At 43.3% G+C, this 23,274-nt stretch carries 17 protein-coding genes and 1 tRNA gene; 12 read left to right on the top strand and 6 right to left on the bottom strand.

What is annotated here, in order from left to right:
• Positions 1-11: 11 nt before the first annotated feature.
• From C9J47_RS25685 to C9J47_RS25670, 4 genes are all read left to right on the top strand, one after another.
• A tRNA-Asp gene (locus C9J47_RS25685) sits at positions 12-88 on the top strand.
• A gap of 428 nt (positions 89-516) precedes the next feature.
• Positions 517-819 (top strand): hypothetical protein, encoded by a 303-nt coding sequence (locus tag C9J47_RS25680; RefSeq protein WP_006232622.1) that lies wholly within the window; start codon positions 517-519, stop codon positions 817-819.
• 113 nt (positions 820-932) lie between these two features.
• Positions 933-2,129: a multidrug effflux MFS transporter gene (locus C9J47_RS25675; RefSeq protein ID WP_107256751.1), complete on the top strand. Its 1,197-nt coding sequence runs from the start codon at positions 933-935 to the stop codon at positions 2,127-2,129.
• Between the two features lie 99 nt (positions 2,130-2,228).
• Positions 2,229-2,552: a DUF2799 domain-containing protein gene (locus C9J47_RS25670; RefSeq protein ID WP_245903631.1), complete on the top strand. Its 324-nt coding sequence runs from the start codon at positions 2,229-2,231 to the stop codon at positions 2,550-2,552.
• 86 nt (positions 2,553-2,638) lie between these two features.
• Here the strand turns inward: C9J47_RS25670 and dapD are convergent, their stop codons facing one another.
• Positions 2,639-3,670: a 2,3,4,5-tetrahydropyridine-2,6-dicarboxylate N-succinyltransferase gene (gene dapD, locus C9J47_RS25665; RefSeq protein ID WP_107256747.1), complete on the bottom strand. Its 1,032-nt coding sequence runs from the start codon at positions 3,668-3,670 to the stop codon at positions 2,639-2,641.
• A 303-nt stretch (positions 3,671-3,973) separates the two neighbouring features.
• A complete protein-coding gene (locus C9J47_RS25660) occupies positions 3,974-4,276 on the bottom strand; it encodes a YebG family protein (protein ID WP_107256743.1) in 303 nt (100 codons plus the stop codon).
• A gap of 83 nt (positions 4,277-4,359) precedes the next feature.
• Here C9J47_RS25660 and C9J47_RS25655 point away from each other — a divergent pair, with 83 nt between their 5' ends.
• A complete protein-coding gene (locus tag C9J47_RS25655; RefSeq protein WP_107256741.1) occupies positions 4,360-5,046 on the top strand; it encodes a DNA-3-methyladenine glycosylase I in 687 nt (228 codons plus the stop codon).
• A 17-nt stretch (positions 5,047-5,063) separates the two neighbouring features.
• Here the strand turns inward: C9J47_RS25655 and C9J47_RS25650 are convergent, their stop codons facing one another.
• Positions 5,064-5,954, bottom strand: a complete 891-nt coding sequence (locus C9J47_RS25650; protein WP_107256738.1) for a LysR family transcriptional regulator — start codon at positions 5,952-5,954, stop codon at positions 5,064-5,066.
• Positions 5,955-6,137: 183 nt separating this feature from the next.
• Between C9J47_RS25650 and C9J47_RS25645 the strand changes: the two genes are divergently transcribed.
• The 4 genes from C9J47_RS25645 to recD all read left to right on the top strand — a co-directional run bounded on the left by C9J47_RS25645 (position 6,138) and on the right by recD (position 16,980).
• Positions 6,138-7,115 (top strand): TDT family transporter, encoded by a 978-nt coding sequence (locus tag C9J47_RS25645; RefSeq protein ID WP_107256757.1) that lies wholly within the window; start codon positions 6,138-6,140, stop codon positions 7,113-7,115.
• A gap of 196 nt (positions 7,116-7,311) precedes the next feature.
• Positions 7,312-10,791 (top strand): exodeoxyribonuclease V subunit gamma, encoded by a 3,480-nt coding sequence (gene recC, locus C9J47_RS25640; RefSeq protein ID WP_107256736.1) that lies wholly within the window; start codon positions 7,312-7,314, stop codon positions 10,789-10,791.
• Positions 10,792-11,261: 470 nt separating this feature from the next.
• On the top strand, positions 11,262-14,882 hold the full coding sequence (gene recB, locus C9J47_RS25635; RefSeq protein ID WP_211321792.1) for an exodeoxyribonuclease V subunit beta: 3,621 nt from the start codon (positions 11,262-11,264) through the stop codon (positions 14,880-14,882).
• Positions 14,875-16,980: an exodeoxyribonuclease V subunit alpha gene (gene recD / locus C9J47_RS25630; RefSeq protein WP_107256734.1), complete on the top strand. Its 2,106-nt coding sequence runs from the start codon at positions 14,875-14,877 to the stop codon at positions 16,978-16,980. The genes recB and recD overlap by 8 nt, the downstream gene beginning before the upstream one ends.
• A gap of 60 nt (positions 16,981-17,040) precedes the next feature.
• Here recD and argA read toward each other — a convergent pair whose 3' ends face one another.
• Positions 17,041-18,366, bottom strand: a complete 1,326-nt coding sequence (argA, locus tag C9J47_RS25625) for an amino-acid N-acetyltransferase (RefSeq protein WP_107256732.1) — start codon at positions 18,364-18,366, stop codon at positions 17,041-17,043.
• 187 nt (positions 18,367-18,553) lie between these two features.
• Here argA and C9J47_RS25620 point away from each other — a divergent pair, with 187 nt between their 5' ends.
• The 3 genes from C9J47_RS25620 to tcdA all read left to right on the top strand — a co-directional run bounded on the left by C9J47_RS25620 (position 18,554) and on the right by tcdA (position 21,222).
• Positions 18,554-18,928, top strand: a complete 375-nt coding sequence (locus C9J47_RS25620; RefSeq protein WP_107256729.1) for a DUF2850 domain-containing protein — start codon at positions 18,554-18,556, stop codon at positions 18,926-18,928.
• A gap of 245 nt (positions 18,929-19,173) precedes the next feature.
• The gene (gene mltA, locus C9J47_RS25615) at positions 19,174-20,277 is read left to right on the top strand and encodes a murein transglycosylase A (RefSeq protein WP_107256727.1); all 1,104 of its coding nucleotides are present in this window, start codon (positions 19,174-19,176) and stop codon (positions 20,275-20,277) included.
• Positions 20,278-20,409: 132 nt separating this feature from the next.
• Positions 20,410-21,222: a tRNA cyclic N6-threonylcarbamoyladenosine(37) synthase TcdA gene (gene tcdA / locus C9J47_RS25610; protein WP_107256724.1), complete on the top strand. Its 813-nt coding sequence runs from the start codon at positions 20,410-20,412 to the stop codon at positions 21,220-21,222.
• A gap of 116 nt (positions 21,223-21,338) precedes the next feature.
• On the opposite strand, the gene csdE is transcribed toward tcdA, so the two are convergent.
• Both csdE and csdA read right to left on the bottom strand, forming a co-directional pair.
• On the bottom strand, positions 21,339-21,773 hold the full coding sequence (gene csdE / locus C9J47_RS25605; RefSeq protein WP_107256722.1) for a cysteine desulfurase sulfur acceptor subunit CsdE: 435 nt from the start codon (positions 21,771-21,773) through the stop codon (positions 21,339-21,341).
• Positions 21,774-21,787: 14 nt separating this feature from the next.
• A complete protein-coding gene (gene csdA, locus C9J47_RS25600; protein WP_107256720.1) occupies positions 21,788-23,008 on the bottom strand; it encodes a cysteine desulfurase CsdA in 1,221 nt (406 codons plus the stop codon).
• Positions 23,009-23,274 lie beyond the last annotated feature (266 nt).

The raw sequence follows: 23,274 nt of genomic DNA, 5'->3' as shown, positions 1-23,274 counted from the left end.
ATAGACACTGCGGAGTGGTAGTTCAGTTGGTTAGAATACCGGCCTGTCACGCCGGGGGTCGCGGGTTCGAGTCCCGTCCACTCCGCCATTATTGAAGAAGCCCTAATCGAAAGATTAGGGCTTTTTTACGTCTATAGAAAATGAAAATTAGAACTGAATAGACACTGCGAAGTGGTAGTTCAGTTAGTTAGGCTTTTTATTGTAGAGCTTAGCGGCCTATCACACCGAGGGACGCGCTGCTTTTGAGGTAGATAGAAAGTCCCGTTAACGTAGCCATTATTGAAGAAGCCCCCCTCTTTAAGGTAGAGCAGGAAAGATTAGGGCTTTTTTACGTCTATAGAAAATGGGAACTAGCACTGAGTAGACATTCTCTTGTACTAACACTCACACGCTTTACTGTGCTTTCAATGAATTGTTACAACTGACTTGAAATAGAGTTCATTAAGCACTTGTCACCAGCTGGATGAGTATGAGAATGTTAGGGCAATTTCTAAGATCCAATAAATAGGTACATGCATGAAGTTTTTTTATGAGAGAACAGAAAATGAAGACGAAGTTAAAATTGTTCTGAAGCCTCACTCTTTTTTCATTATGTTATTGATGATTGCTGTATGGCTAATCAATGATTTAGTGCTGAAATCTGCGCCTATAGCACAGTTCATTATGCCGATCTTCATTGCCTTTATGGTTATCCGTTTCTTCTCTATTATACGTGTACAGAAAGAAGTATTACTGGGAATGAAGCAGCGTAAAGCTGAAACTACAGGCAGTAAGTTTTCACTTAAAAACCCACTGACATATACAATTAAAAAGCACTAATGTTTAAACAAGGCATTCATTCCTAGTGGGAAATTATGCCTTATTTTTACGCTGCTTATCGTTTTGTTAATAAGGTGCATAATGGAGGGTACATCGTATAAATTAGGAGAAACATGGAAAGGTTCAACTGGAAACCTTTATTACTAGCGTGTTTAATTGTCAGCATTGGACAGTTAAGCCTAGGGTTAGTATTCCCATCCTTACCTTGGATCGCACAAGATCTAAATGTCAGTGCTGATCAAGCCCAATTATTAGTCTCTGTTTATCTTCTGGGTTTTGGTCCTTCTCAATTAGTATATGGCCCACTTTCAGATGTGTTTGGTCGTCGACCTATTTTATTGTCAGGCTTATTAATTGCCCTGCTCGGTTTAATTCTTGCTGTTACGCATGCCGATTCATTTTCATGGCTATTAGCTGGACGCTTTATTCAAGGCTTGGGGGCGGGTAGTGTTGCTGTGTTAGCAAGAGCCACTTTGCGTGATTCCTATCAAAATCAAAATTTTGTGAAAGCGATGACATGGGTCGCTATTGTTGCTGCTTTTACACCCATTGTTGCGCCAGTAATTGGTGGGCTAGTTAATCATTATTGGGGTTGGTTAACGGTCTTTATCATTTTGTTAGCCTATATCGGCTTGATTTGGCTTGTGCTGTTATTTGCCTTTACGGAAACGCTTAATCAAACCAATAAACCTGAATCTGTCGGTAAATTGGTGGTGTCTTATTTCTCGTTGATGCGTGAGCGCCACTTTCTTAGTTTTGCAGGGATCGGCTGGATCAACTTTTCATTAGTGGTGATTTCGATCTCGTTAATGCCGTTTATTATGCAAGTACAAATCGGCATGAGCTCTGAACAGTACGCACTATGGGCGATGATTCCTGCATTCGGGATGCTTTCTGGTGGCTTGTTATGCCAGCGAATACGTCCAATTTTCGGCACGCAAAAAGTGTTGCAGATTGCGCCTTTTCTTCATTTAATTGCAGGAATTGTACTGTTATTTTCTCCAATGACTCCACAGTGGATCAGTGCGGGTCACTTCTTACTAGCGATGGCAAATGGCATGGCTTTTCCGTGTGCACAGTCAATGTTATTGATTCCATATGGCAGCCGAGCAGGGACGGTTTCCGCCTTATCTGGAGCTTGCCAAATGGTATTTGCATCATTGATCAGTGGTTTTTTACTGCGATTAGGTATGAGCCAAGCGTGGCATTTAGGCTTGGTATTGTTAGTTGCAGCAAGCTTGGGGCTGATACTGGTGCGTATTGGTGCAAAAAGCGAAAGTGGTAAACAAGCAGCTGCCGCATTAAATTAATCCGAAATAGAGACACTGAACCATACTTACCTAATGATACTACTATCAGTAGCTGGAAATGAAACGTCATAGGTTGAGGAAATAAGTATGGTGAGGTTAATGGTGTTTATTGTCCTGATCATCTTGTCTGGTTGTGCTGCTCAGTACGAAGCAGATCTATCTGAAAATAAAGAGTGGCAGCAGCTTGGTACTTATCATGGTGAGCAAGGTTATCGTGAATTAAATGCGAAAAAACTAAATGATCTTGGTGCGTTATCGGAAACTGAATATGAATCTTACCGAGCCGGTTACCTTAAAGGGCGGTTCGATTACTGTTCAGGAAGGAAAACTGTGACAACAGTGATTAATCAAGGTTACCCCGATGATTGTGCTGCCCCGAAACAAGGGCGCAGTAGCTACAGTGTGATTGAACGTGGATACTGAGTTTCACTCCCTCAGTTAGTGATAAAAAAGGCTACCGAGGTAGCCTTTTTAATGCGTGATATTCACATATCTACTAAGCAATTTGCTTAGTTATTGCTGTGAAGTTCGCTGTTAAGCTCAACCGCAGACTTATTCGTCAAACATTCAATCTGACCGGTGATTGAGTTACGACGGAACAGTAGATCAGCTTTACCTGCAAGATCGCGTGCTTTGGCGATTTCAACTTCTTTGCCTTCGTTATCAAGCATGCGTACTTTAGTACCCGCTGTTACATACAGACCAGATTCAATAGTACAACGATCGCCCATTGGGAAGCCCAAGCCCGCGTTTGCGCCTAATAGGCAGTTTTCGCCGATAGAGATAACCATCTTACCGCCACCAGACAACGTACCCATGATAGAAGCGCCGCCGCCAATATCAGAGCCTTCGCCAACCATTACGCCAGCAGAAATACGACCTTCAACCATGCTCACACCAGTTGTACCGGCATTGAAGTTGATGAAGCCTTCATGCATTACCGTTGTGCCTTCACCAACATGTGCGCCTAAACGAACACGAGAAGTATCAGCAATACGAATACCAGTAGGTACGATGTAATCAACCATTTTAGGGAATTTATCGACACAATCGACGATGATAACTTCACCATTCAAGCGTGCATCCATTTGACGTTCTGCAAGCTCTGGTAAATCGATAGGTCCTTTATTGGTCCATGCGATGTTATGTAGCAGGCCGAAGATGCCATCAAGTACTACGCCATGAGGTTTTACTAGGCGGTGCGAGATAAGTTGAAGCTTTAAGAAGCCTTCAGAAACAGATGTTGGCGCTGTATCTGTCGCTAGAATTACAAGAACCAATGTCTGTGAAGATTGTGATGCTTTCGCTGCAAATTGCGCGCTTTTTTCATCACCGGCAGCTTCAAATGCAACTGCAAGATCAGCACATTGAGCTGGAGTCACTTCGATAGACTGGTTGCCTTCTTTATAAGAAACTACGGCAGCGACTGCTTTAACAAGTTCTTCTGAAGGGTTAAGCGCAGGTGTTGGGAAAAATGCTTCAATGATTTTTCCGTCACGGTTTTTAGTCGCAGTACCTAAGGCAATTGAAAAGCTAGCCATTATTAATTGTTCTCCATTTCAAATGTTTTCAGAGCAGGATCGGTTCGATCATTAAAAAGCTCGTCGCTGAGTTAGTATAAATTTGAATTACGTTAAAACCATCATAAAGACAGTTGAAGCGATATAGAAGGGCTGAATAAGCAATCAGTCAAAAATGACATCAATATGACGTGATTAATGGTAAGAAAATATTTGGATATGCATAAAAAAACCCCCTAGACAGGAGGTTTATTCATTAAGAGGCAATAAAAAAGTAAAGGTTTAAGCTAAGTGATTTTTTGCCTCTGAAGTCATGATTAATGATTAAGCAGCTTCATCTTGTGATTGTTCTTCAACAACCTTAGCTGATTCAGCTTTCTTCTTAGGTGCTGGTTTTGCTTTTTTAGCACCTAGAGCAATCAAGACTTCTTCACGCTTTTGCGCTAAGAACAATGATAATTCTTCTTGTTTAGCTTCATCTTCAAAAAGTTCACTAGCACCAAGCAAAGTAAACATTTCATCAGCCATATCAAGCATTTTGTCGTATGCGTCAGCTTCGGACTTAGAGGTGAAAGTCATCTTTTCTTCTCCGTTGCGCTCAACTACATATTTGACGATAACAGCCATGGTCACCCTCTCCAGAAATTGATTTACTGGCTGCTTATACAGTACTATGACGTCTTCTGTCCAGTGATAAGCGTGTTAATGTGATGGTGAAAGAGAAATTTGCTCAAATTTATACTCGAGCGTCTGAAAGAAAAGGGGGGGATGATGAACTGGAAAGTTTACTGTCAGTCCCTTTAAGCGCTCAAGAAATTAAAACAATTCCTGATGATCGATGGTTAGCTGCGTTTTCACAGAAGGTGTTTCAATGCGGTATTAGTTGGAAAGTGGTACGCAGTAAGTGGCCAAATTTCGAAGAGGTCTTTTTTCAGTTTAATATTGAAAAAATGCTGCTGATGCCAACAGATATGTGGGAACGAAAAGCGACTGATCCTGCGATTATTCGCCATCTTACCAAAGTTATGACTATTCCCGCGAATGCACAAATGATCCATGAGGCAGCACTTGAGTATGGTTCTTTTGCGGCAATGGTCGCTGACTGGCCGGAAAGTGACATTATTGGCTTATGGCGTTACATGAAAAAAAATGGCAAACGTCTTGGTGGAAATACTGGCCCTTATACATTGCGTGTAATGGGTAAAGATACGTTTTTATTGACTCAAGATATGGAGTCTTATCTACGCAATACAGGGGTTATTGACGGGGGACGAGATACTCAAAAGTCATTATTAGCCACACAACAAGCGTTTAATGATTGGCAGCAAGAAACTGGCCGTCCATTGTCTCAGATCAGCCAGATCATTTCGTTCAGTTGCGGTGACAACCGGATATAGAGAATCCTAGGTTAGATCTACCGTTTTAAATCCCACTTCTGGCAAAAATTCAGAAATAGTTTAAGAAGTGGGCTTTGGTATTTTTCTTTATGAAAAAGTAACCAATATTGACGACGCATATCTAAGGGTAATTCAAGAATCACCAACCGGTTGTCGTTCACGGCATGTTGAATGGCTAACTTTGATAGGCAAGTGATACCTAAATTTGCCGCTACACAATTGATGATCGCTTCTGTGGTGTTGAGTTCAAACGCTTGATGCCATTTTTCCAATCGAGGTGATATGCGATTTAAGAAAAACTCACGCGTGCCTGACCCTGGTTCTCTTAGTACCCACTCAGAATTTTCTAAATCGACTAAGCGAAGGTTATTAATCAAGGTTAACGGGTGACTTGGGTGGCAAACTACAACCATTTCATCATCGAGCCAAGGTTCAGTCACAAGATCATTTTGCTGTACTTTACCTTCGACTAAACCGATATCGAGTTCAAACTCACTCAGTTTGTGACAAATATGTGCAGTATTAGAGATAAACAGTGATTGATCATAGTGTTGTGAGCTTTCGCGAAAATCTCTCAGTAAAAATGGGGTAATTTGGTTGCCCACCGTATCACTCGAGCCAATTTTCAGGTTACCTGTGACGGGGCCTGTTTGATCAAATAAATTTTCAATGGAATGACTACGCGACAGTAATTCATCGGCTAGAGGAAGCAATCGCTTGCCTTGTTCATTAATGATAAGACGATTATTATTGCGATCAAACAATTTATGGTCGAGTTGTTTTTCGAGCTCCGATAACGCCATGCTGACCGCAGGTTTAGACAAAAACAGTTTGTCAGCTGCTGCCGTAATAGTACGTTCTTGTGCGACGGTGACGAAGACTTTCAATTGCTTCAACGCAATGTTCATACTGTCCCTTCTTAGTTATTATTGTCATTGTTAAGGAAAATTTAATCTCTTGTTCAATATATTCAATTATTATAAATAATTCAAATTATATACAATCATTTCGTGTTCAGAGATTAATGTTTTCAGCCCAAAATGGTTTTAACCATGACACATGAGGTTTGGGGTGAAATTAGAGAGGTCAAAATGATTAAAGCAACTAAAAATAAAGTAGCAGGCGCACCAACCCCTATGGCGGGTTTAGCATTAGGTATCGCAAGTCTTGGCTGGTGCTGGGAAAATGCAGCCGATCTTAATGGTGCAGGACAGGTTACAGGTGCTGTGATTGCGTCAATATTGTTAGTGATTCTTACTACAAAGTTTCTTTTTCATCCTAAGTTACTTTGGAACGATTTAACACACCATGTGGTTGGTAGTGTTGTGCCAACATTTGCAATGGCTTTGATGGCAGTATCAAAAGCGGTGGGCATTTATGCGCCGTATGCTGCACAGGTACTGTGGTTATTTGCCGTTATACTACATTTGGTTTTCTTGGCATTGTTTGTTTACCATCGTGTAGTTGAGTTTAAATTACATCACATGGTACCAAGTTGGTTTGTGCCACCGATTGGTCTAATTGTGGCTGATGTGGCTTTCCCTGGTGGGGCTTTACGTCCAATAGCTGAAGCGTTATTAGTATTTGGTATGGGTGTGTACGCGGTCATGTTACCTATCATGATTTACCGTTTGATTTTTAGTCATGAAATTCCAGATGCAGCCAAACCAACAATTGCGATAATGGCAGCACCTGCGAGTTTATCGCTAGCGGGTTATTTAACGGTGGTACAAAACCCATCGCCAGTGATTGTTGCCTTACTTGCTGGTATTGCAGTATTAATGACTTTTGTTATCTATGTGGCTTTCTTTCGCTTATTACGTCTTGATTTCAGCCCTGGTTATGCAGCATTTACATTCCCAATGGTGATTGGTGCAACGGCGCTTTATAAAACAGCAGTTTGGATGGCAGCATACGGCTTTGCACCTGAATATGTTCAGCAAGTATTTAGTCTTGCAACTATCGAGCTTTATGTATCAACGGCAGTGGTTTCTTATGTCGCGATTCGTTACTTAGCGTTCTACCGCCCAATTTCACGATTATTGAATCCTGTTCCACATAATGCTTAATATTACGTTTTGTATTACTCAGAATAAGCTCATGTATATCATATTATTTTGAGTGTGCTATTTGTCAGCGTTATATTCAGAAGTTATGTGTTTTGCCCGGTGATGCCGGGCTTTTTTGTATTTGTAATTTAGGTTTGCAGCCAGCAAGTTGATGGTAGACAATCAATGTAACTTTCTCTTTTTGTGAGATATCTGCGTGTTTACTGTTTATCACTCCAATCAACTGGATTTGTTGAAGTCACTGCTAGTCGAATTGATCCGCCTTAATCCTCTAGATAACCCTTTTGAACCAGAGCAAATCTTGGTGCAAAGCCCGGGAATGTCGCAGTGGTTAAAAATGGAATTGGCGACATCATTTGGGGTAGCGGCAAATCTTGAGTTTCCACTGCCAGCAACCTATATCTGGAAAATGTTTACTCAAGTATTAGCTGACGTACCTGAGCGCAGTGCGTTCAATAAAGAGGCGATGACATGGAAGCTGATGGAAGTGCTACCAAAGCAGTTGGGTTTGCCTGAATTTGAGCCATTAAAACGCTATTTAGAGAATGACCCAGAAAGCCTTAAAATTTATCAATTGGCCGAGAAAATAGCAGATATCTTCGACCAATATTTAGTGTATCGCCCAGAATGGATTCAACAGTGGGAAGCGGGTGAAATTGTTACTGAATTAGGTGATGAACACCCTTGGCAACCTATTTTATGGCAAGCGTTGTACGACCAAACATTGGCATTGGGGCAGTCGCCTTATCACCGCGCCAATCTGTACGAGCACTTCATTGATACGTTAGAGAATTATGCCAGTAGTGGTACGCTGCCAGCCAATTTACCGAAGCGATTATTTGTATTTGGTATTTCATCGTTACCGCCTCGTTATCTTGACGCATTAGCGGCATTAGGTGAGCACATTGATGTACACCTGATGTTTACTAACCCTTGTCGTTATTACTGGGGTGATATTCGCGATCGTAAGCATTTAGCTCGATTGGCTGCCAATCAACGAGTGACTATCAAGCAACTGAATGTTTCAAGTGATGACACGCTACATGGTGACGAAAACGTCAGCGATGAAAATGTTGCTGTGCTGAAGGATACCGATGAAAATCATTATGATGATGACATGCACAATGATGTTGTAGGCAATAGCTTATTGGCCTCTATGGGTAAGCTGGGGCGTGACAATATGTACTTATTGTCAGAGATGCAGGTCAACGAAGTGGATGCGGGTTTTGTTGATATTGAGCCTGACTCGCTACTGCACGCGATTCAGGCCGATATTTTAAATCTAGAAGATCGTCAGAACGATCAAATTCTGGATTCCAGCGACCACAAGTTTCCGATTAGCGATGGCGACATGTCATTATCGATCCATGCTTGCCACAGCCCGATGCGTGAGGTGGAAGTATTGCATGATAATTTGCTCGCTATGTTTGAAGCCGAAACAACCAAAGGGCTAAAACCCCGTGATGTGATTGTGATGGTGGCCGACATCAATGCGTATAGCGCGGCGATTCAATCCGTTTTCGGCAATGCGCCAGGTAATCGTTATATTCCATTCTCGATTTCAGATCGAACTGCCGAGCAAGAAAATCCTATCTTGCTAGCATTTATGCGTTTACTGACTTTGCCTGAAAGCCGTTGTAATGCCTCTGAGTTACTGGAGCTGTTAGAAGTTCCGGCTGTTATGAACAAGTTTGGCTTTGATAGTAATAGCTTCGAAAAAATTAAACGTTGGATAGAAGAAGCGGGTGTTCGGTGGGGGTTAGATGAGAAAACCGCTTGCCAATTTGAGCTGCCAGAACAGAATCAAAATACCTGGCTATTCGGTATTCAGCGAATGTTGCTGGGCTATGCTATGCCTCATGATGCGGGCTTATTTGATGGCATCTCTGCCTATGAGCAGGTTCAAGGTTTAGATGCCGAGCTAGCAGGGCAACTTGCAGGGTTTATTGATAGCTTGATCTCTTATCGTGAGCAGCTGGCACAGCCTCAATGCGTATCGTCTTGGACCGATCTACTTAATCAATTACTAGATGATTTCTTAGCCGTTGAATTAGACGGTGAGCTGGTGCTGAAGTCGATTCGCGATAACCTACATCGCTTGCATGAACAACTTGCAGATGCGGGTTATCAGTCATTGATCTCACCAGCTGTATTGACGCAGTACTTGCAAGATAAGCTGTCTGGTGAACGGGTAAGTCAACGCTTCTTAGCGGGACAGGTCAACTTCTGTACCTTGATGCCAATGCGTTCAATTCCCTTCAAAGTTGTGTGTTTACTGGGGATGAACGATGGGGCTTATCCGCGAAATATCGCGCCAGAAGGTTTTGATTTAATGAATGGCCGCACCAAAGCTGGTGACCGTTCACGCCGTGATGACGACCGCTATCTGTTCCTTGAAGCCATTCAATCGGCACAAGAAACCCTGTATATCAGCTATGTGGGTCGTTCGATTCAAGATAACGCTGAAAAAGTGCCATCGGTATTAGTCAGTGAGCTGGTGGAATACTGTCAGCAAGGTTACTGCATTGAAGGCGATGAAGTCTTACCCGTAGATCAATCTGCCAAACGATTGAAAGAAGAACTGTTAGTTCATCATCATCCTCTGGTGCCGTTTAGCCCAACCGCCTTTATTGGTGATAAATCAAGTTTTGCTGCTGAATGGTTACCAGCCGCTGCGCGACATGGTGAGGCAAACAAAGCATTTCAGCTTACCGCATTAGATGCCGAGCCCATGGTTAGCGAGCAGGAGTTGGTCTTAGAATTGGCGGAGTTGCAGCGCTTCTGGCGTTTACCAGTACGTTACTTTTTTAATCGTCGTTTGAAAGTCTTCTTTGAACCACCTATGGGGGGGATGGAAGATGATGAACCGTTCATATTGAATGGCTTAGAAAGCTACTTGCTACGTGATGAACTATTGGCATTACTGCTTGATGCAAAGGTGAGCAATAAGAATGAGGATGCCGTTTTTGCTGCATTTTCTGCTGAACAAAAAGCGGCTGGTGGGTTACCTGTCGCGGCATTTGGTGAGCTAGATTTAGCGATGACACGTACAGAAGTTGTGTCGTTAGCTGATCAAATTGTGCCACTTGTTAATTGCCCACAGGATGATCATGAAGTTGATCTTCGCTTTCAAGTCGACGGTCATGAGGTGAACCTGCAAGGGTGGTTAAAACAGCGTTATCAATCCGGTTTAGTGCGTTACCGTAGTGGCAAAGTTCGCGCGCAAGATCACTTAACAGCTTGGTTTGATCATTTATGTTTAGCAGCAAGCCACTGTGGTCAACAAACTCACCTAATAGGTACCGATAAACACCTTGTGTTATCTATTATCGAACCGGATCAAGCCAAGGCTTACCTGCAAGATGTGGTGGAGTTGTATTACCACGGCTTGAATCAACCTTTGCCTTATTTTCCTAAAACAGCGCAAGCGGGTATTCAGGCATGTATCGGCCGTGATGGTAGCTGGAAAGATGATGAAGACACCATTGATAAGTCACTGAAAAAGATGGCTGATTGCTTTAATGATGGGTACTTATTTCCTGGGGAAGGTGCAGATAGCTATATCGCACGAGTATGGCCACAATGGAATGATGAGCTTGCTGCTGAAGCCTCACAATTAGCGAGTCGTGTTTTACAGGCTGCGATCTTAAACAGTGATGTTGTAGAAGATGAATGAGAATAAGTGACTGGCTGTGGAGTAAAGAGCTGTGGAGTAAGAAGGTGTAGCGTGGTCGCCAGCAAATCATTTTTTATTTGTAGGGTGTTCGCTGTACGACCACAGGTCCAGAGGTAGACCACGTTTCTTGCGGGCGATACTAGCTAAACCTCTGGCGCTAAACCGTGAGTAAGCTCTCACATCATTAAAGCATAATGGTATTTTACAAATCAAAAAGTGTTTATAAGTGATTGATCACAATGTAAATGTGATCACTATCACTGAAGTGAACGATAGGGGCGTTATTCGGCTCTCACTTCATTTAGAAATGGTTTGTAAAACACGTATTTATATCATGGGTATTGGATGGTGAATGTCTCAATAACGGCATATCTGATACGCCAACAACAAAAGGCTTTGGCAATATCATGCAACCAGATTTGAATGTGCAATCAGGCTTGGATAATCCGTCTGACTTGAATCATCAACCAATGGATAGTGCGAATACACCCACTAAATTGCAGCCGATGACTTTCCCCCTGCATGGTGCGCGTTTAATTGAAGCATCTGCTGGTACAGGAAAGACTTTTACCATTGCGAGTTTATATTTACGTTTGCTGTTGGGGCACGGTAACGCTGAAACACGCCATGCATCAGAGCTGACTGTTGATCAGATCTTGGTGGTCACGTTTACTGAAGCGGCAACTGCCGAATTAAGAGATCGTATTCGTGCGCGAATTCATGATGCTCAAATCGCATTTCGTCGTGGCTTTAGTAACGATCCGGTTATTGAACCGCTATTAACCGCCATTAGTGATCATAAAGCGGCGGCACAAATTCTGTTGAATGCAGAACGCCAAATGGATGAAGCGGCCATTTATACCATTCACGGCTTCTGCCAGCGAATGCTGACTCAAAATGCGTTTGAATCGGGTAGTCGCTTTAATAATGAATTTGTTACCGATGAAAGCCAGTTGAAAAGCTTGGTAGCTGCCGATTATTGGCGTCGAAATTTTTATCACCTACCTCATGCGTTAGCCAATGAAGTTCGCAATATTTGGTCATCTCCGGCGGCATTGTTAAAAGACATCGGGGGCAGCTTAACCGGTGCGCCTGTGAAGTTGTCAGTTGCGGCAATGAGCGATTCATTGGCTGATTTGCACCAGCAAAACATGCAGCGTATTGATGCGATTAAAGCACTATGGCGTGAGCATGAAGCAGATCTTGAACCTCTGATTGCCAATTCAGGAGTTAATAAGCGCAGTTATACCAAGAAAAGCTTACCAACTTGGCTGGCACAGGTGAGCCAGTGGGCAGCACAACCCACCGATAGCTACGAATTACCCGACAAATTGGACCGTTTTCATCAGCAAACATTAATCGAAAAAACCGCGAAGGGTGAAGCGCCTGAGCATGCGGTATTTGTCGCCATTGGTGAGCTGCTCGATAATCCGGCTAACTTACATGATCCTTTAATGGCGCATGCCATTGAACAGTGTCGTGTGTTATTGGCGCAAGCAAAAGAGCGTAAAGGGTGGTTATCGTTTGATGACTTGTTAACCCAATTATCTGCTGCGATCGATAACGATCAAGATGATCTGCTGGCTGGGCGTATACGGAGCCAGTATCCAGTCGCAATGATTGATGAATTCCAAGATACCGATCCACAGCAATACAGTATCTTCAGTAATATTTATCGTGCTCAACCGGAATGCGGTTTGTTTATGATCGGCGATCCTAAGCAGGCAATTTACGCCTTCCGAGGCGCAGATATTTTCACGTACATTCAAGCGCGTCGTCAGGTACACGATCATTACACGCTCGATACTAACTGGCGTTCAACAGCAGATATGATTGCGTCGGTGAACAGCGTTTTCGCTCGACCAGATAGCCCGTTCATTTACGATCAAGATATTCAATTTTTATCGGTTAACCATAGCCCTAAAGCCCCAGATCGTAGCTGGTGGTTAGATAATCAAGCTCAACATGCCTTGACGTTCTGGCATCAAGATAGCCCTGACGGTAAGCCCGTTACAAAAGGCTGTTATCAAGAAGCCATGGCAAATGCGACCGCGGCACAAATTCAGAATGTACTGACTCAAGCAGAGCAAGGCAGTGCTTTTTTTCTAGACAAAGACAGTAAGAAAGTAATTCAAGCCAGTGATATCGCGGTGCTAGTACGTACTGGTAATGAAGGTAAATTAGTACGAAAAGCATTGTCAGAGCAAGGTATTGCCAGTGTGTATCTATCAAACCGTGATAGCGTATTTTCAACCGCTGAAGCGGCAGATATTCAACGTTTATTACAAGCAGTACTTACTCCTGAAGATGATCGTGCATTACGTGCTGCATTGGCCTCTAGCTTATTTGCATTAACAGCCGTTGAACTTGATGAACTCAACAATAGTGAGAATGCATGGGAAGCGGCAATCAATAACTTCAAAGATTACCGTAAACAATGGCTAACACGTGGCGTAATGGCAATGATACGTAGCGTGATGGCAAAAGAAAAAATGGCTGAAAACCTGTTAGCTGAAGAAGGCGGAGAGCGCCGTTTAACCGATTTACTGCATATTGCTGAGTTACTGCAAGAAGCGAGTCAAACTTTAGACAGTGATTACGGTTTATTACGTTGGTTGGCCGAGCATGTAGCAGAGCCAAACGGTAATGCTGAAGATCAGGTTTTACGTTTGGAATCAGAGCGCAACTTGGTACAAATCGTCACGATTCACAAATCGAAAGGGCTAGAATATGACCTCGTCTTTATGCCGTTTGTGTGTAGTTATCGTGAGGTTGATAGTAAAGGTGAAGTGAAATACCACGATGAAGCAGAAAACATCACAGTATTAGATATTGCCAAGCAAACGGATTCAATTGAAAAAGCGGATAAAGAGCGCCTAGCAGAAGATCTTCGTCTTATTTACGTTGCCCTAACGCGTGCGGTGTATGGTTGTTATATCGGTATGGCTCCGATTCGTAATGGTCGGAGTACCAAAGAACCGACCGGATTACATCACTCAGCAATGGGGCATTTAATTCAAAATGGCAAAGAAGGCACCATTGCTGATTTGGAACTAGCCTTAGCGAAATTAGCAGAAAGCCAACCTGCAATTACCGTTCTCGAACCACCTGTTTTACCTGAAGATAAGTGGCAGCCACGAGAGCAAGAAGATGCAGAGTTATCACCTAATCAGTTTACGATGTCGCTTGAGCGCAATTGGTGGATGACCAGTTATTCCAGCCTAGTGAAACAAGGACACCAAGCCTACCATGACAGTAGTTTAGATCTGCCGGGGTTTGATATTGAATCAGCGGCTGAAACGGCGATTGATGGTGAAACCAGCGTTGATCATGACGGTAATCTGGTTGAACTAGAGCCTGAATATTCAATTTATACTTTTCCGCGTGGTGCGCGTCCCGGTACGTTCTTGCATACCGTGTTTGAAGAGATTGAATTTACAGCGCCCGTCGACAGCCCTGAAACCGTGGCAACCTTGACCGATTTGTTGCAAAAAGAAAATTATGATCTGGTGTGGTTACCTGTATTACAACAATTAATTAAAGATGTACTGAACTGTTCACTAGACGGGCAGGGCATGAAATTGGTCGATAAGACCCCGTCACAACGACTAACGGAAATGGAGTTTCTACTGCCAATCACCTTATTGTCATCGAGAATGTTGAATAAGGTAATAGCAAAGCATGACACGGTATCAGCCAAAGCCGGTGAGCTGGGCTTTGCGACGGTCAGTGGCATGCTGAAAGGCTTTATCGATTTAGTATTTGAGCATGATGGTAAATACTATGTACTCGATTGGAAATCGAACCATTTAGGGGATGACCCTAGTGTGTACCGTGGTGAGCAGCTGGTCGAAGCCATGCGTGATCACCGTTATGATTTGCAATACCAAATCTATGCTCTTGCATTACAGCGCTTTCTGCGCAGCCGCATGCCTAGTTATGATTACGAAACCCACTTTGGTGGCGTGTTTTACTTGTTTCTCCGCGGTATGGAAGCAGGCAGCGACAGTGGCATTTTCCATGCGCGGCCAAGTGAAGCCTTACTGTTGGAACTAGAACAATTAATTGATGGAGAGCAGATTGATGCTTAAGCGTTTGCAAGAACTCACAAAGCAAGGTGCATTGCGTCAACTTGATTATCAGTTTGCTAAATTCGTTGCGTTGCGAAGCCCTGAATCCCATTCTTCATTAGTGGCTTTGATTACTGCCCTTGTCAGCCATGAGCTAGGCAAAGGGCACGTCTGTTTGATGTTAAGTGATCTGAATACTCAATCATTATTTGGCTTATCTAGCCGCGTGTCGATCACTTTACTGGATGGTTTGCCTGAGCCTGAATATTGGGAAGCTGAGCTGAGTGGTCTATCGGTTATTTCCAATATGGCACAAGGTGAACAGCATGCTACACCATTGGTGCTTCAAGATGGTCGTTTATACTTGCACCGTTATTGGCATTTTGAGCAGCTGGTGGCGAACAAACTGCTGCATTCTGCACAATCGATAGCACCAGCCGCTGTTATGCCATCGGTGCTTAATACGCTGTTTCCTCGTACTTATACCTATTTGTATCAAGCCTTACAGCAGTTAAAAAAAGGGCCGTCATCAACATCTGATACTGGTGACAGTGTTGAACGTCGCCAGAAAGAAGTGTGTGATAAGTTAGATGTGGTTCAAGCGGATGAGTTGGATTGGCAAGCCATTGATGTGGCATTAACTTCGGCCAATAAAGCGGAAGAGTTATCTGTATTAAATGATTTGGTGCCACAAGCTGTGTGCCTTAATTGGCAGAAAGTAGCAGCAGCGATGGCGATTACACGCCAATTCTCGGTGATATCAGGTGGACCGGGTACTGGTAAAACAACGACCGTCGCCAAGTTACTTGCTGCATTAGTGATGCAAGCTGATGATGCTAATAGCGGTGATGAGGTCATTACACCGAACATTAAGTTAGTTGCACCCACAGGAAAAGCTGCTGCCCGTTTGACAGAGTCGATTGGTTTAGCGGTACAGTCGCTACCTGTTGACCCTGATGTGCGTCTGCGTATCCCAACGCAATCAAGTACCATTCACCGCTTATTAGGTTCAGTACCTAATCAAGTTGATTTTCGTCATCATCGAGATAATCCATTACACCTTGATGTGCTGGTGGTTGATGAAGCATCGATGGTCGATTTACCAATGATGGCACGTTTGCTTGATGCATTACCGTTCCATGCTAAATTAATTCTATTAGGTGACCGTGATCAGCTGGCATCTGTTGAAGCGGGTGCCGTGCTGGGTGATATTTGTGCTTTTGCCAGTCAGGGATATAGCCCACAGCAAGGTCAAGTACTGAGCCAATTAACAGGGTTTAATGTCTCTGGTATTCATCTTGGCATGCATGAAGGCAACAGTGTCAGCCCTATTGCAGACAGCTTATGCATGCTGCAAAAAAGTTACCGTTTTCATGCCGAGTCGGGTATTGGTAAATTGGCTAAAGCGATTAATGATGGAAAACCGTATGATGTTGAAAAAGTTTGCCAACATGATTTCAAAGACATTAATCATTATCCTCTGAGTGCTGAAAACTACCAAAAGATGATTAATCGAACGGTAACCTTTTACCGTGATTATTTAGATGCCATTGAACATAAGCAAGAGCCGGAAGTGGTATTAAAAGCCTTTTCTAGCGTACGGTTATTATGTGCGTTACGGGAGGGTGATTTTGGTGTGGTTGGTTTGAATCAGCGCATAGAACGTGAACTGGTACGAATTGGAAAAATAAGCCAAACCGATGATACTTGGTATGAAGGTCGACCTGTCATGATCACCCGAAATGATCATGGTTTAGGGCTCTATAATGGTGATATTGGTATCGCCATGATTGATGAAAAAGTCGATCCCAATAAGCCGCATCTGCGCGTGTTTTTTGAAATGCCTGATGGGTCTATTCGCAGCGTATTGCCAAGCCGATTGCCTGAGCATGAAACCGTGTACGCGATGACGATCCATAAATCGCAAGGGTCTGAATTCGAAGACACCTTGATGGTATTGCCTGCAGACTTCACGCCCATTTTAACACGAGAGCTGATTTATACCGGTGTTACACGAGCGAAAACCCGCTTGTATTTGTTTGCCCAACCAGATGTGATAGCTCGGGCTGTAAGATTGCGAACGGAAAGAGCAAGTGGATTAGCCTGTTTATTAGGGTAGGCTTGAGTGGATGTAAATGACAATAAACGCCTGCTATTGCAGGCGTTTGTCTTTTATAGGCTAGACAGCCAACACTAAAATCTTGGATCGACGTTGGAAGTTATATAACGCTTTTTTAGCCATCGGTAATTGATCGACATCGGACTCGATAAAGCCTTGCTCTAGAAACCAATGTACGCTGCGAGTGGTTAAGACAAAAATGTGTTTTAAGTGCTGTTCTTTGGCTTGCTGACGCAGGCGATTAAGCAGTATGACACCACGATCCCCATCTCTAAAATCAGGGTGAACAGCAACACATGCCATCTCGGCAATTTTTTCATCAGGAAATGGATACAGTGCAGCGCAGGCAATAATGAGTCCATCGCGTTCAATAATGGTGAACTGTTCGATTTCTTGTTCGAGTTGTTCTCGAGAGCGACGTACTAAAATACCTTCTTGTTCGAGAGGGTAGATAAGGTCGAGAATACCACCAATGTCATCGATGCCTGCACCACGTACTTTTTCAGCACTAGCCATCACGATTTGAGTACCAATACCATCAAGCGAGAAGAGCTCTTGGATCAATGCGCCGTCTTCTTTATAGCTAATCAGATGGCTTCGTGGTACGCCAGCACGGCATGCACTTACTGCACCCCGTAAGAAACGAGCGGTACCACAATCATCTTCTTGTGCTTCGATTAAACGCTGTAGAGCCGTTTCTGCTTCATTGGGTAGCATTTCTGATGCGACTTCACCATCAAGGTCAATAACCCCTTGCTCTGAGCAAAAACCAATTAATTTATCGGCTTTTAGCCTGATGGCAAGCTGAGTCGCGACTTCTTCTGAGGTAAGGTTAAAACACTCCCCCGTCACTGAACTTGCAACTGGCCCCAGCAAAACAATCGAGTTTTGAGAGAGCTGGCGTTGAATGCCATCGATATCAATACGGCGAATACGACCAGTGTGAGAGTAATCGATACCGTCATCGATACCCAGTGGTTGGGCGATGATGAAGTTACCGCTAATGACGTTTATCTGTGCCCCTGCCATTGGTGTGTTGTTGAGCCCCATAGAAAATCGTGCCGTAATATCGAGCTGTAATTGCCCCGCAGCTTGTTTTACTAACTCTAGCGCGCGTGCGTCGGTAACCCGAATACCTTTATGATAAGGCGTTGTGTAGCCCTGTGAGGTTAATAAGTGTGATATTTGCGGGCGAGCGCCATATACCACAACAATCTGTAACCCAAGGCTGTTTAATAGCGCGATATCGTTAACAATATTTGCAAAGTTAGGATCAGCAATGGCTTCGCCTCCTAACATAATGACAACCGTTTTACCTGAGTGTGCATTCACGTAGGGGGCTGATTGCCTAAAGCCTTTTACGAGGGCAGTACTACGAAGTTTCAATGTGTTACATCCATGTAAGGAAATGTTTATTCACTCAAAGTAAATGAATTGGCGGAATTGTACAGTTAGTATTGTAATATTTTTTTTGATTCAAGATCCCATTCTTCAATAAGCGAAAGGTTTTAGCGCAATATTCCTTTTTGAATTAGGTATATTACGGCATGTATTTCGTTGTGTATGACAGGTAATGAATAGTACAAATCTCAAAAGATTCCAAAGTACATTTCTTGTTTCAATTATTGTTATGACACTAATTTCAGCGATCATGATGGCAACAGGAATGGTCAAAGTTGATTGGTTTGCCCCTAAACCCCTCACGAATATTTATGGTGTATGGACAGAGCAAGAGGTCGCACATTATGCTGCTGATAGCTTTGAACTACGTGCATCGGGTGTTTTTGTGAATGGACGACAAATTAGCACTCACTATCAATGGGATGGTAATACACTCAGTTATCGTCTTGGCGATGATGTGTATCTGTATAACTATTTATCTAATCGTTTAGTACGCCAACAACCCGCTCATTATATTTCAACTTTTGCCCGCACCCAAAAAGGGTAATCCGACAGTGACGTCCTACTTGATTTAGTCATCGTTGTGTCTTTTTCATTTACCATCACTTGCTAGGTTGCGAATCCACTGGTTTTTAATCGCATTAAAAACAAAACCATGACACATTGAAACGGTTTACCGATAAAATAATTATTCACATATTTATGAAGTAAGTATTTGCTTACATTCGTAATGTACCGTGCTACCACGGTATAATAATTATGCTCATCACTTTATTAATATAGGTCTTAACCGTGTTTCGTAATATAACAATTGCAATGGTCATCATTGGTTTAGCTGGGTGCTCGCAGTTGCCTACAAATCGTGGGCAACAATATTTAGACGGTGACTTTGAACTAGTCTTGAATGAAGTACCTGCGGTAGAGTCTGAACAACCTCAAGATTACAGTGCTTTTTCAGAGCAGATGGAAAAGGTGATTGAGCGTTCACCCTCAATGGCTCAAAAATATGAATCACTTTATCGCCAAATAGAAAACTGGGCAGAACAAAACGGCGACCCTAGCCAGCTTGGGAATTATGGTATCCAAGTGGCTCAAATGGGGGGCGGAGATAGTAAAGGCAATGTGATGTTTACGGGCTATTACTCACCTGTGATTGAGCTGCGCCACCAACCTGATGAGACATACCGTTATCCTGTTTATGGCATGCCAACGTGTGAAGAACGTTGCCCTAGCCGTGAAGAGATTTACCAAGGTGCATTAGACGGCCAAGGATTAGAGCTCGGTTACAGTGCATCGATGCTTGATGTCTTTATGATGGAAGTGCAAGGCAGCGGTTTTGTGCATTTCGACGATGATGGTGAATTACAGTACTTCGCCTACAAAGGTAAAAATGGTCATCGTTATGTCAGTATTGGACGTGTGTTGATTGAACGTGGCGAAGTACCTCGTGAAAAAATGTCACTGAAAGCGATTGAAGAATGGGTTAACGCGAATGATGAAGCGACGGTTCGTGAGTTGTTAGAGCAAAACCCATCGTATGTTTTCTTCCAACCTAAAGACTCTTTAGATGTGATGGGAACGGCGGGTATTCCATTACTGGCGCATGCTTCAGTAGCCGCAGATCGAGAATACTTACCAATGGGCAGTGTTATTTTAGCCGAAGTCCCTCAATTAGATGAGGCGGGTAACTGGAACGGTCAGTACGTCTTGAAGTTGCTAATGGCGCTTGATACAGGCGGCGCAGTGAAGATGAATCATCTTGATTTATACCATGGCATGGGGAAACAGGCAGGAACGGATGCTGGTCACTATAAACATTTTGGTCGGGTATGGAAGCTTGGGCTTCAAGGCAGTGCCACTGAAGATCCGTGGTTAATGCCAAACGCTGAAAAGTAAGCCTGAGTCGAGTGCTTTAAGCGATATCACCTTCATCTACAATTTGTGGGATACTGGACAATCTCTACCAGAGCGCGTATAAAACGCGCTCATTCTTTATCTGAACGATCCTTAGCTATCAGTGAATAATTTATGCGCGAATTAGAAACCCCAGCCTCAGAAAATTATAACCAACGTTTTGGTGGCACACGTCGTCTATATGGCAACAGCGAAGTTGAAATATTACGTGCTGCGCATGTGTGTGTGATTGGCATCGGTGGTGTAGGTTCTTGGGCCGCAGAAGCACTTGCTCGTTCAGGTGTGGGTGAATTAACGTTAATTGATATGGATGACATCTGTGTTACCAATATCAATCGTCAAATCCATGCGATGACAGGTACCATTGGTCAGAGCAAGATTGAAGTCATGGCTGCACGTATTAAATTGATTAACCCTGAGTGTCAGGTTAATTTGATTGATGATTTTATTACTCCCGAGAATATCGCAGAGTATATTGATGCGCGTTATGACTACATTCTTGATGCTATTGATAGTATGAAGCCTAAAGCGGCGCTGCTGGCATATTGTAAGAGCAATAAGCTAAAAGTGATCACTACAGGTGGTGCGGGTGGTCAGACTGATCCAACTCAGATTCAAATTACAGATTTAACCAAGACAATCCAAGATCCACTGGCAAAGAAACTGCGTGATACGCTACGCCGCTTTCATAACTTCAGCAAAAACCCAAAACGTAAATTTGGCATTGATTGTGTGTTTTCTACCGAGCAATTAAAGTACCCACAAGCAGATGGTTCGGTATGCAATGTCAAAGCATCGGCTGAAGGGCCTAAAAAAATGGATTGTGCGAGTGGTTTTGGTGCCGCAACAATGGTGACGGCAACATTCGGTTTTGTCGCTGTTTCTCGTATTATTCAAAAAATAGTTGAAAAGCATTTACAGAAATAATGCTATCTTGGCAAGTCGATAGCCGCTGATTTATGTACATTTTTGCGATAAAAAGGAGAGCCGAAGCTCTCCTTTTTAGTATTCAAACAAACGATCGTTTATTCAAAAAAGTGATACTAGTTAGCAAGCGTTTTAATTTGTTCCACAATGGCTTTTAAACCATTGCCACGTGATGGGCTAAGGTGGGCAATCAAACCTAGTTGTTCAAAATAGGTATCAATATCAAATGCTCGAATCTCTTCTGCATTTTTACCTTCGTAAGCAGCAAGCACTAACGTAATCAGGCCGCGAACAATACGCGCATCTGAATCTGCCATAAAATGAAACTGACCATCTTGCGCCTCATGCGCTAACCACACTTGGCTTTCGCAGCCACTCACTTTCAATTCTTCGTGCTTAAATGTCTCAGGTAATGCGGGCAGTTTTTTACCTAATTGAATCACTGTGCGGTATCTATCTTCCCAGCCATTCGCAGCTTGCATCTGCTTTACGATATCGTTCGCGGTAATTTCTGTTCCGAATGGATGTTGAGGCAGTGTCGCGTCAGTCATGATGTTCTCTCTTTTTACAGCAAACTACAGGCTTTATGGAGCGCAGCAATAAAGCGCTCAACGTCTTGTTCTGTGTTGTATAGGGCCAAGGATACGCGCAACGTTCCTGTTAACCCTAATGCATCAAGCATCGGGTGAGCACAATGATGTCCAGCTCGTAATGCTATGCCTTGTTGGTCGAGTAGGGTAGCAATATCTTGGTGGTGCACGCCATCAACAACAAATGAAAATAGGCTCGCATGCTCTTGTAGGCCGATGATACGTAAATCATCAATTTCACTAATACCTTCAATGGCCTTTTGACGAAGCTGTGCAATGTGTTGTTCGGCACCATGACGATCTAAGCTTTCTAACCATTCAATGGCTGTTGCTAATGCAAGGCTACCTGCGACATTAGGGGTGCCAGCTTCGAATTTACCCGGCAATGCTGAAAATGTAGTACCAGAAAATGATACTTTCTCAACCATCTTGCCACCACCGTGCCAAGGAGGCATCACCTCGAGCAGTGCTTTCTTGCCATAAAGAACACCTATACCCGCTGGTGCATAGAGTTTATGCCCAGAAAAAACATAAAAGTCGGCATCCAGCGTTTGAACATCTACCGTTTCATGAACAATACCTTGAGCACCATCAACAACCACAACCGCATTGTAATGATGGGCAGCAGTTGTTATTGCTTCGATAGGGTTACGAGTGCCTGTCACATTGGTGATATGGGCAATTGCGACAATTTTGGTTTTATCGGTTAATAGCCGGTGGAAGGCATCCATGTCTAGCGTGCAATCGGGAAGCATGGGTATTTTAACCACGTTCGCGCCCGTTTGCTCGGCGACGATTTGCCAAGGCACGATATTCGCGTGGTGTTCTAGTTCACTGACTAAAATTTCATCACCCGGTTGTAACGTTTGGCGAGCATATGTTTGAGCGATAAGATTTAACGCTTCTGTCGCGCCACGGGTCCAAATAATCTCGCAACTATGCTGAGCATGAATAAATTGTTGAACGGTTTGGCGAGCTTGTTCAAATTTTGCCGTCGCGGATGCTGTTAGGCTATGACTACCACGGTGAACGTTGGCATTGTGACCACTGTAATACTGCTGGATCGTTTCAATAACCGCGAGTGGCTTTTGTGCCGTTGCTGCACTATCGAGATAGACAAGCGGCTGGCCATTGCAGTTTTGTTGTAAGGCTGGAAACTGTTGATAAACTTGATTGATATCGAATTGAGCAGTCATGGTGAGTCACATTGCGTAAATTTAAGGGAGTGATCATGCTAATTATTTACGGCAAGGGCAAGTAGATATCCCTATTCCTTCAGTAATTTCTCTATTCTCTGAGTAATTATACTTACTGGGTGTGTGTTTTGCCGATTAGAAAGGTACCGATAAAAAAAAAGCACTGCGTTGGGGCGCAGTGCTAAGAATCAAACTTTGACAGACAGGTCAAACAAAAAAGAAGTAAATGGTAGATTCACTACCTGTCCGACACAACTCGGACAATA

Source organism: Photobacterium indicum, assembly GCF_003026215.1.
Classification (GTDB): domain Bacteria; phylum Pseudomonadota; class Gammaproteobacteria; order Enterobacterales; family Vibrionaceae; genus Photobacterium; species Photobacterium indicum.
This window is presented reverse-complemented; position numbering and strand designations above follow the sequence as displayed.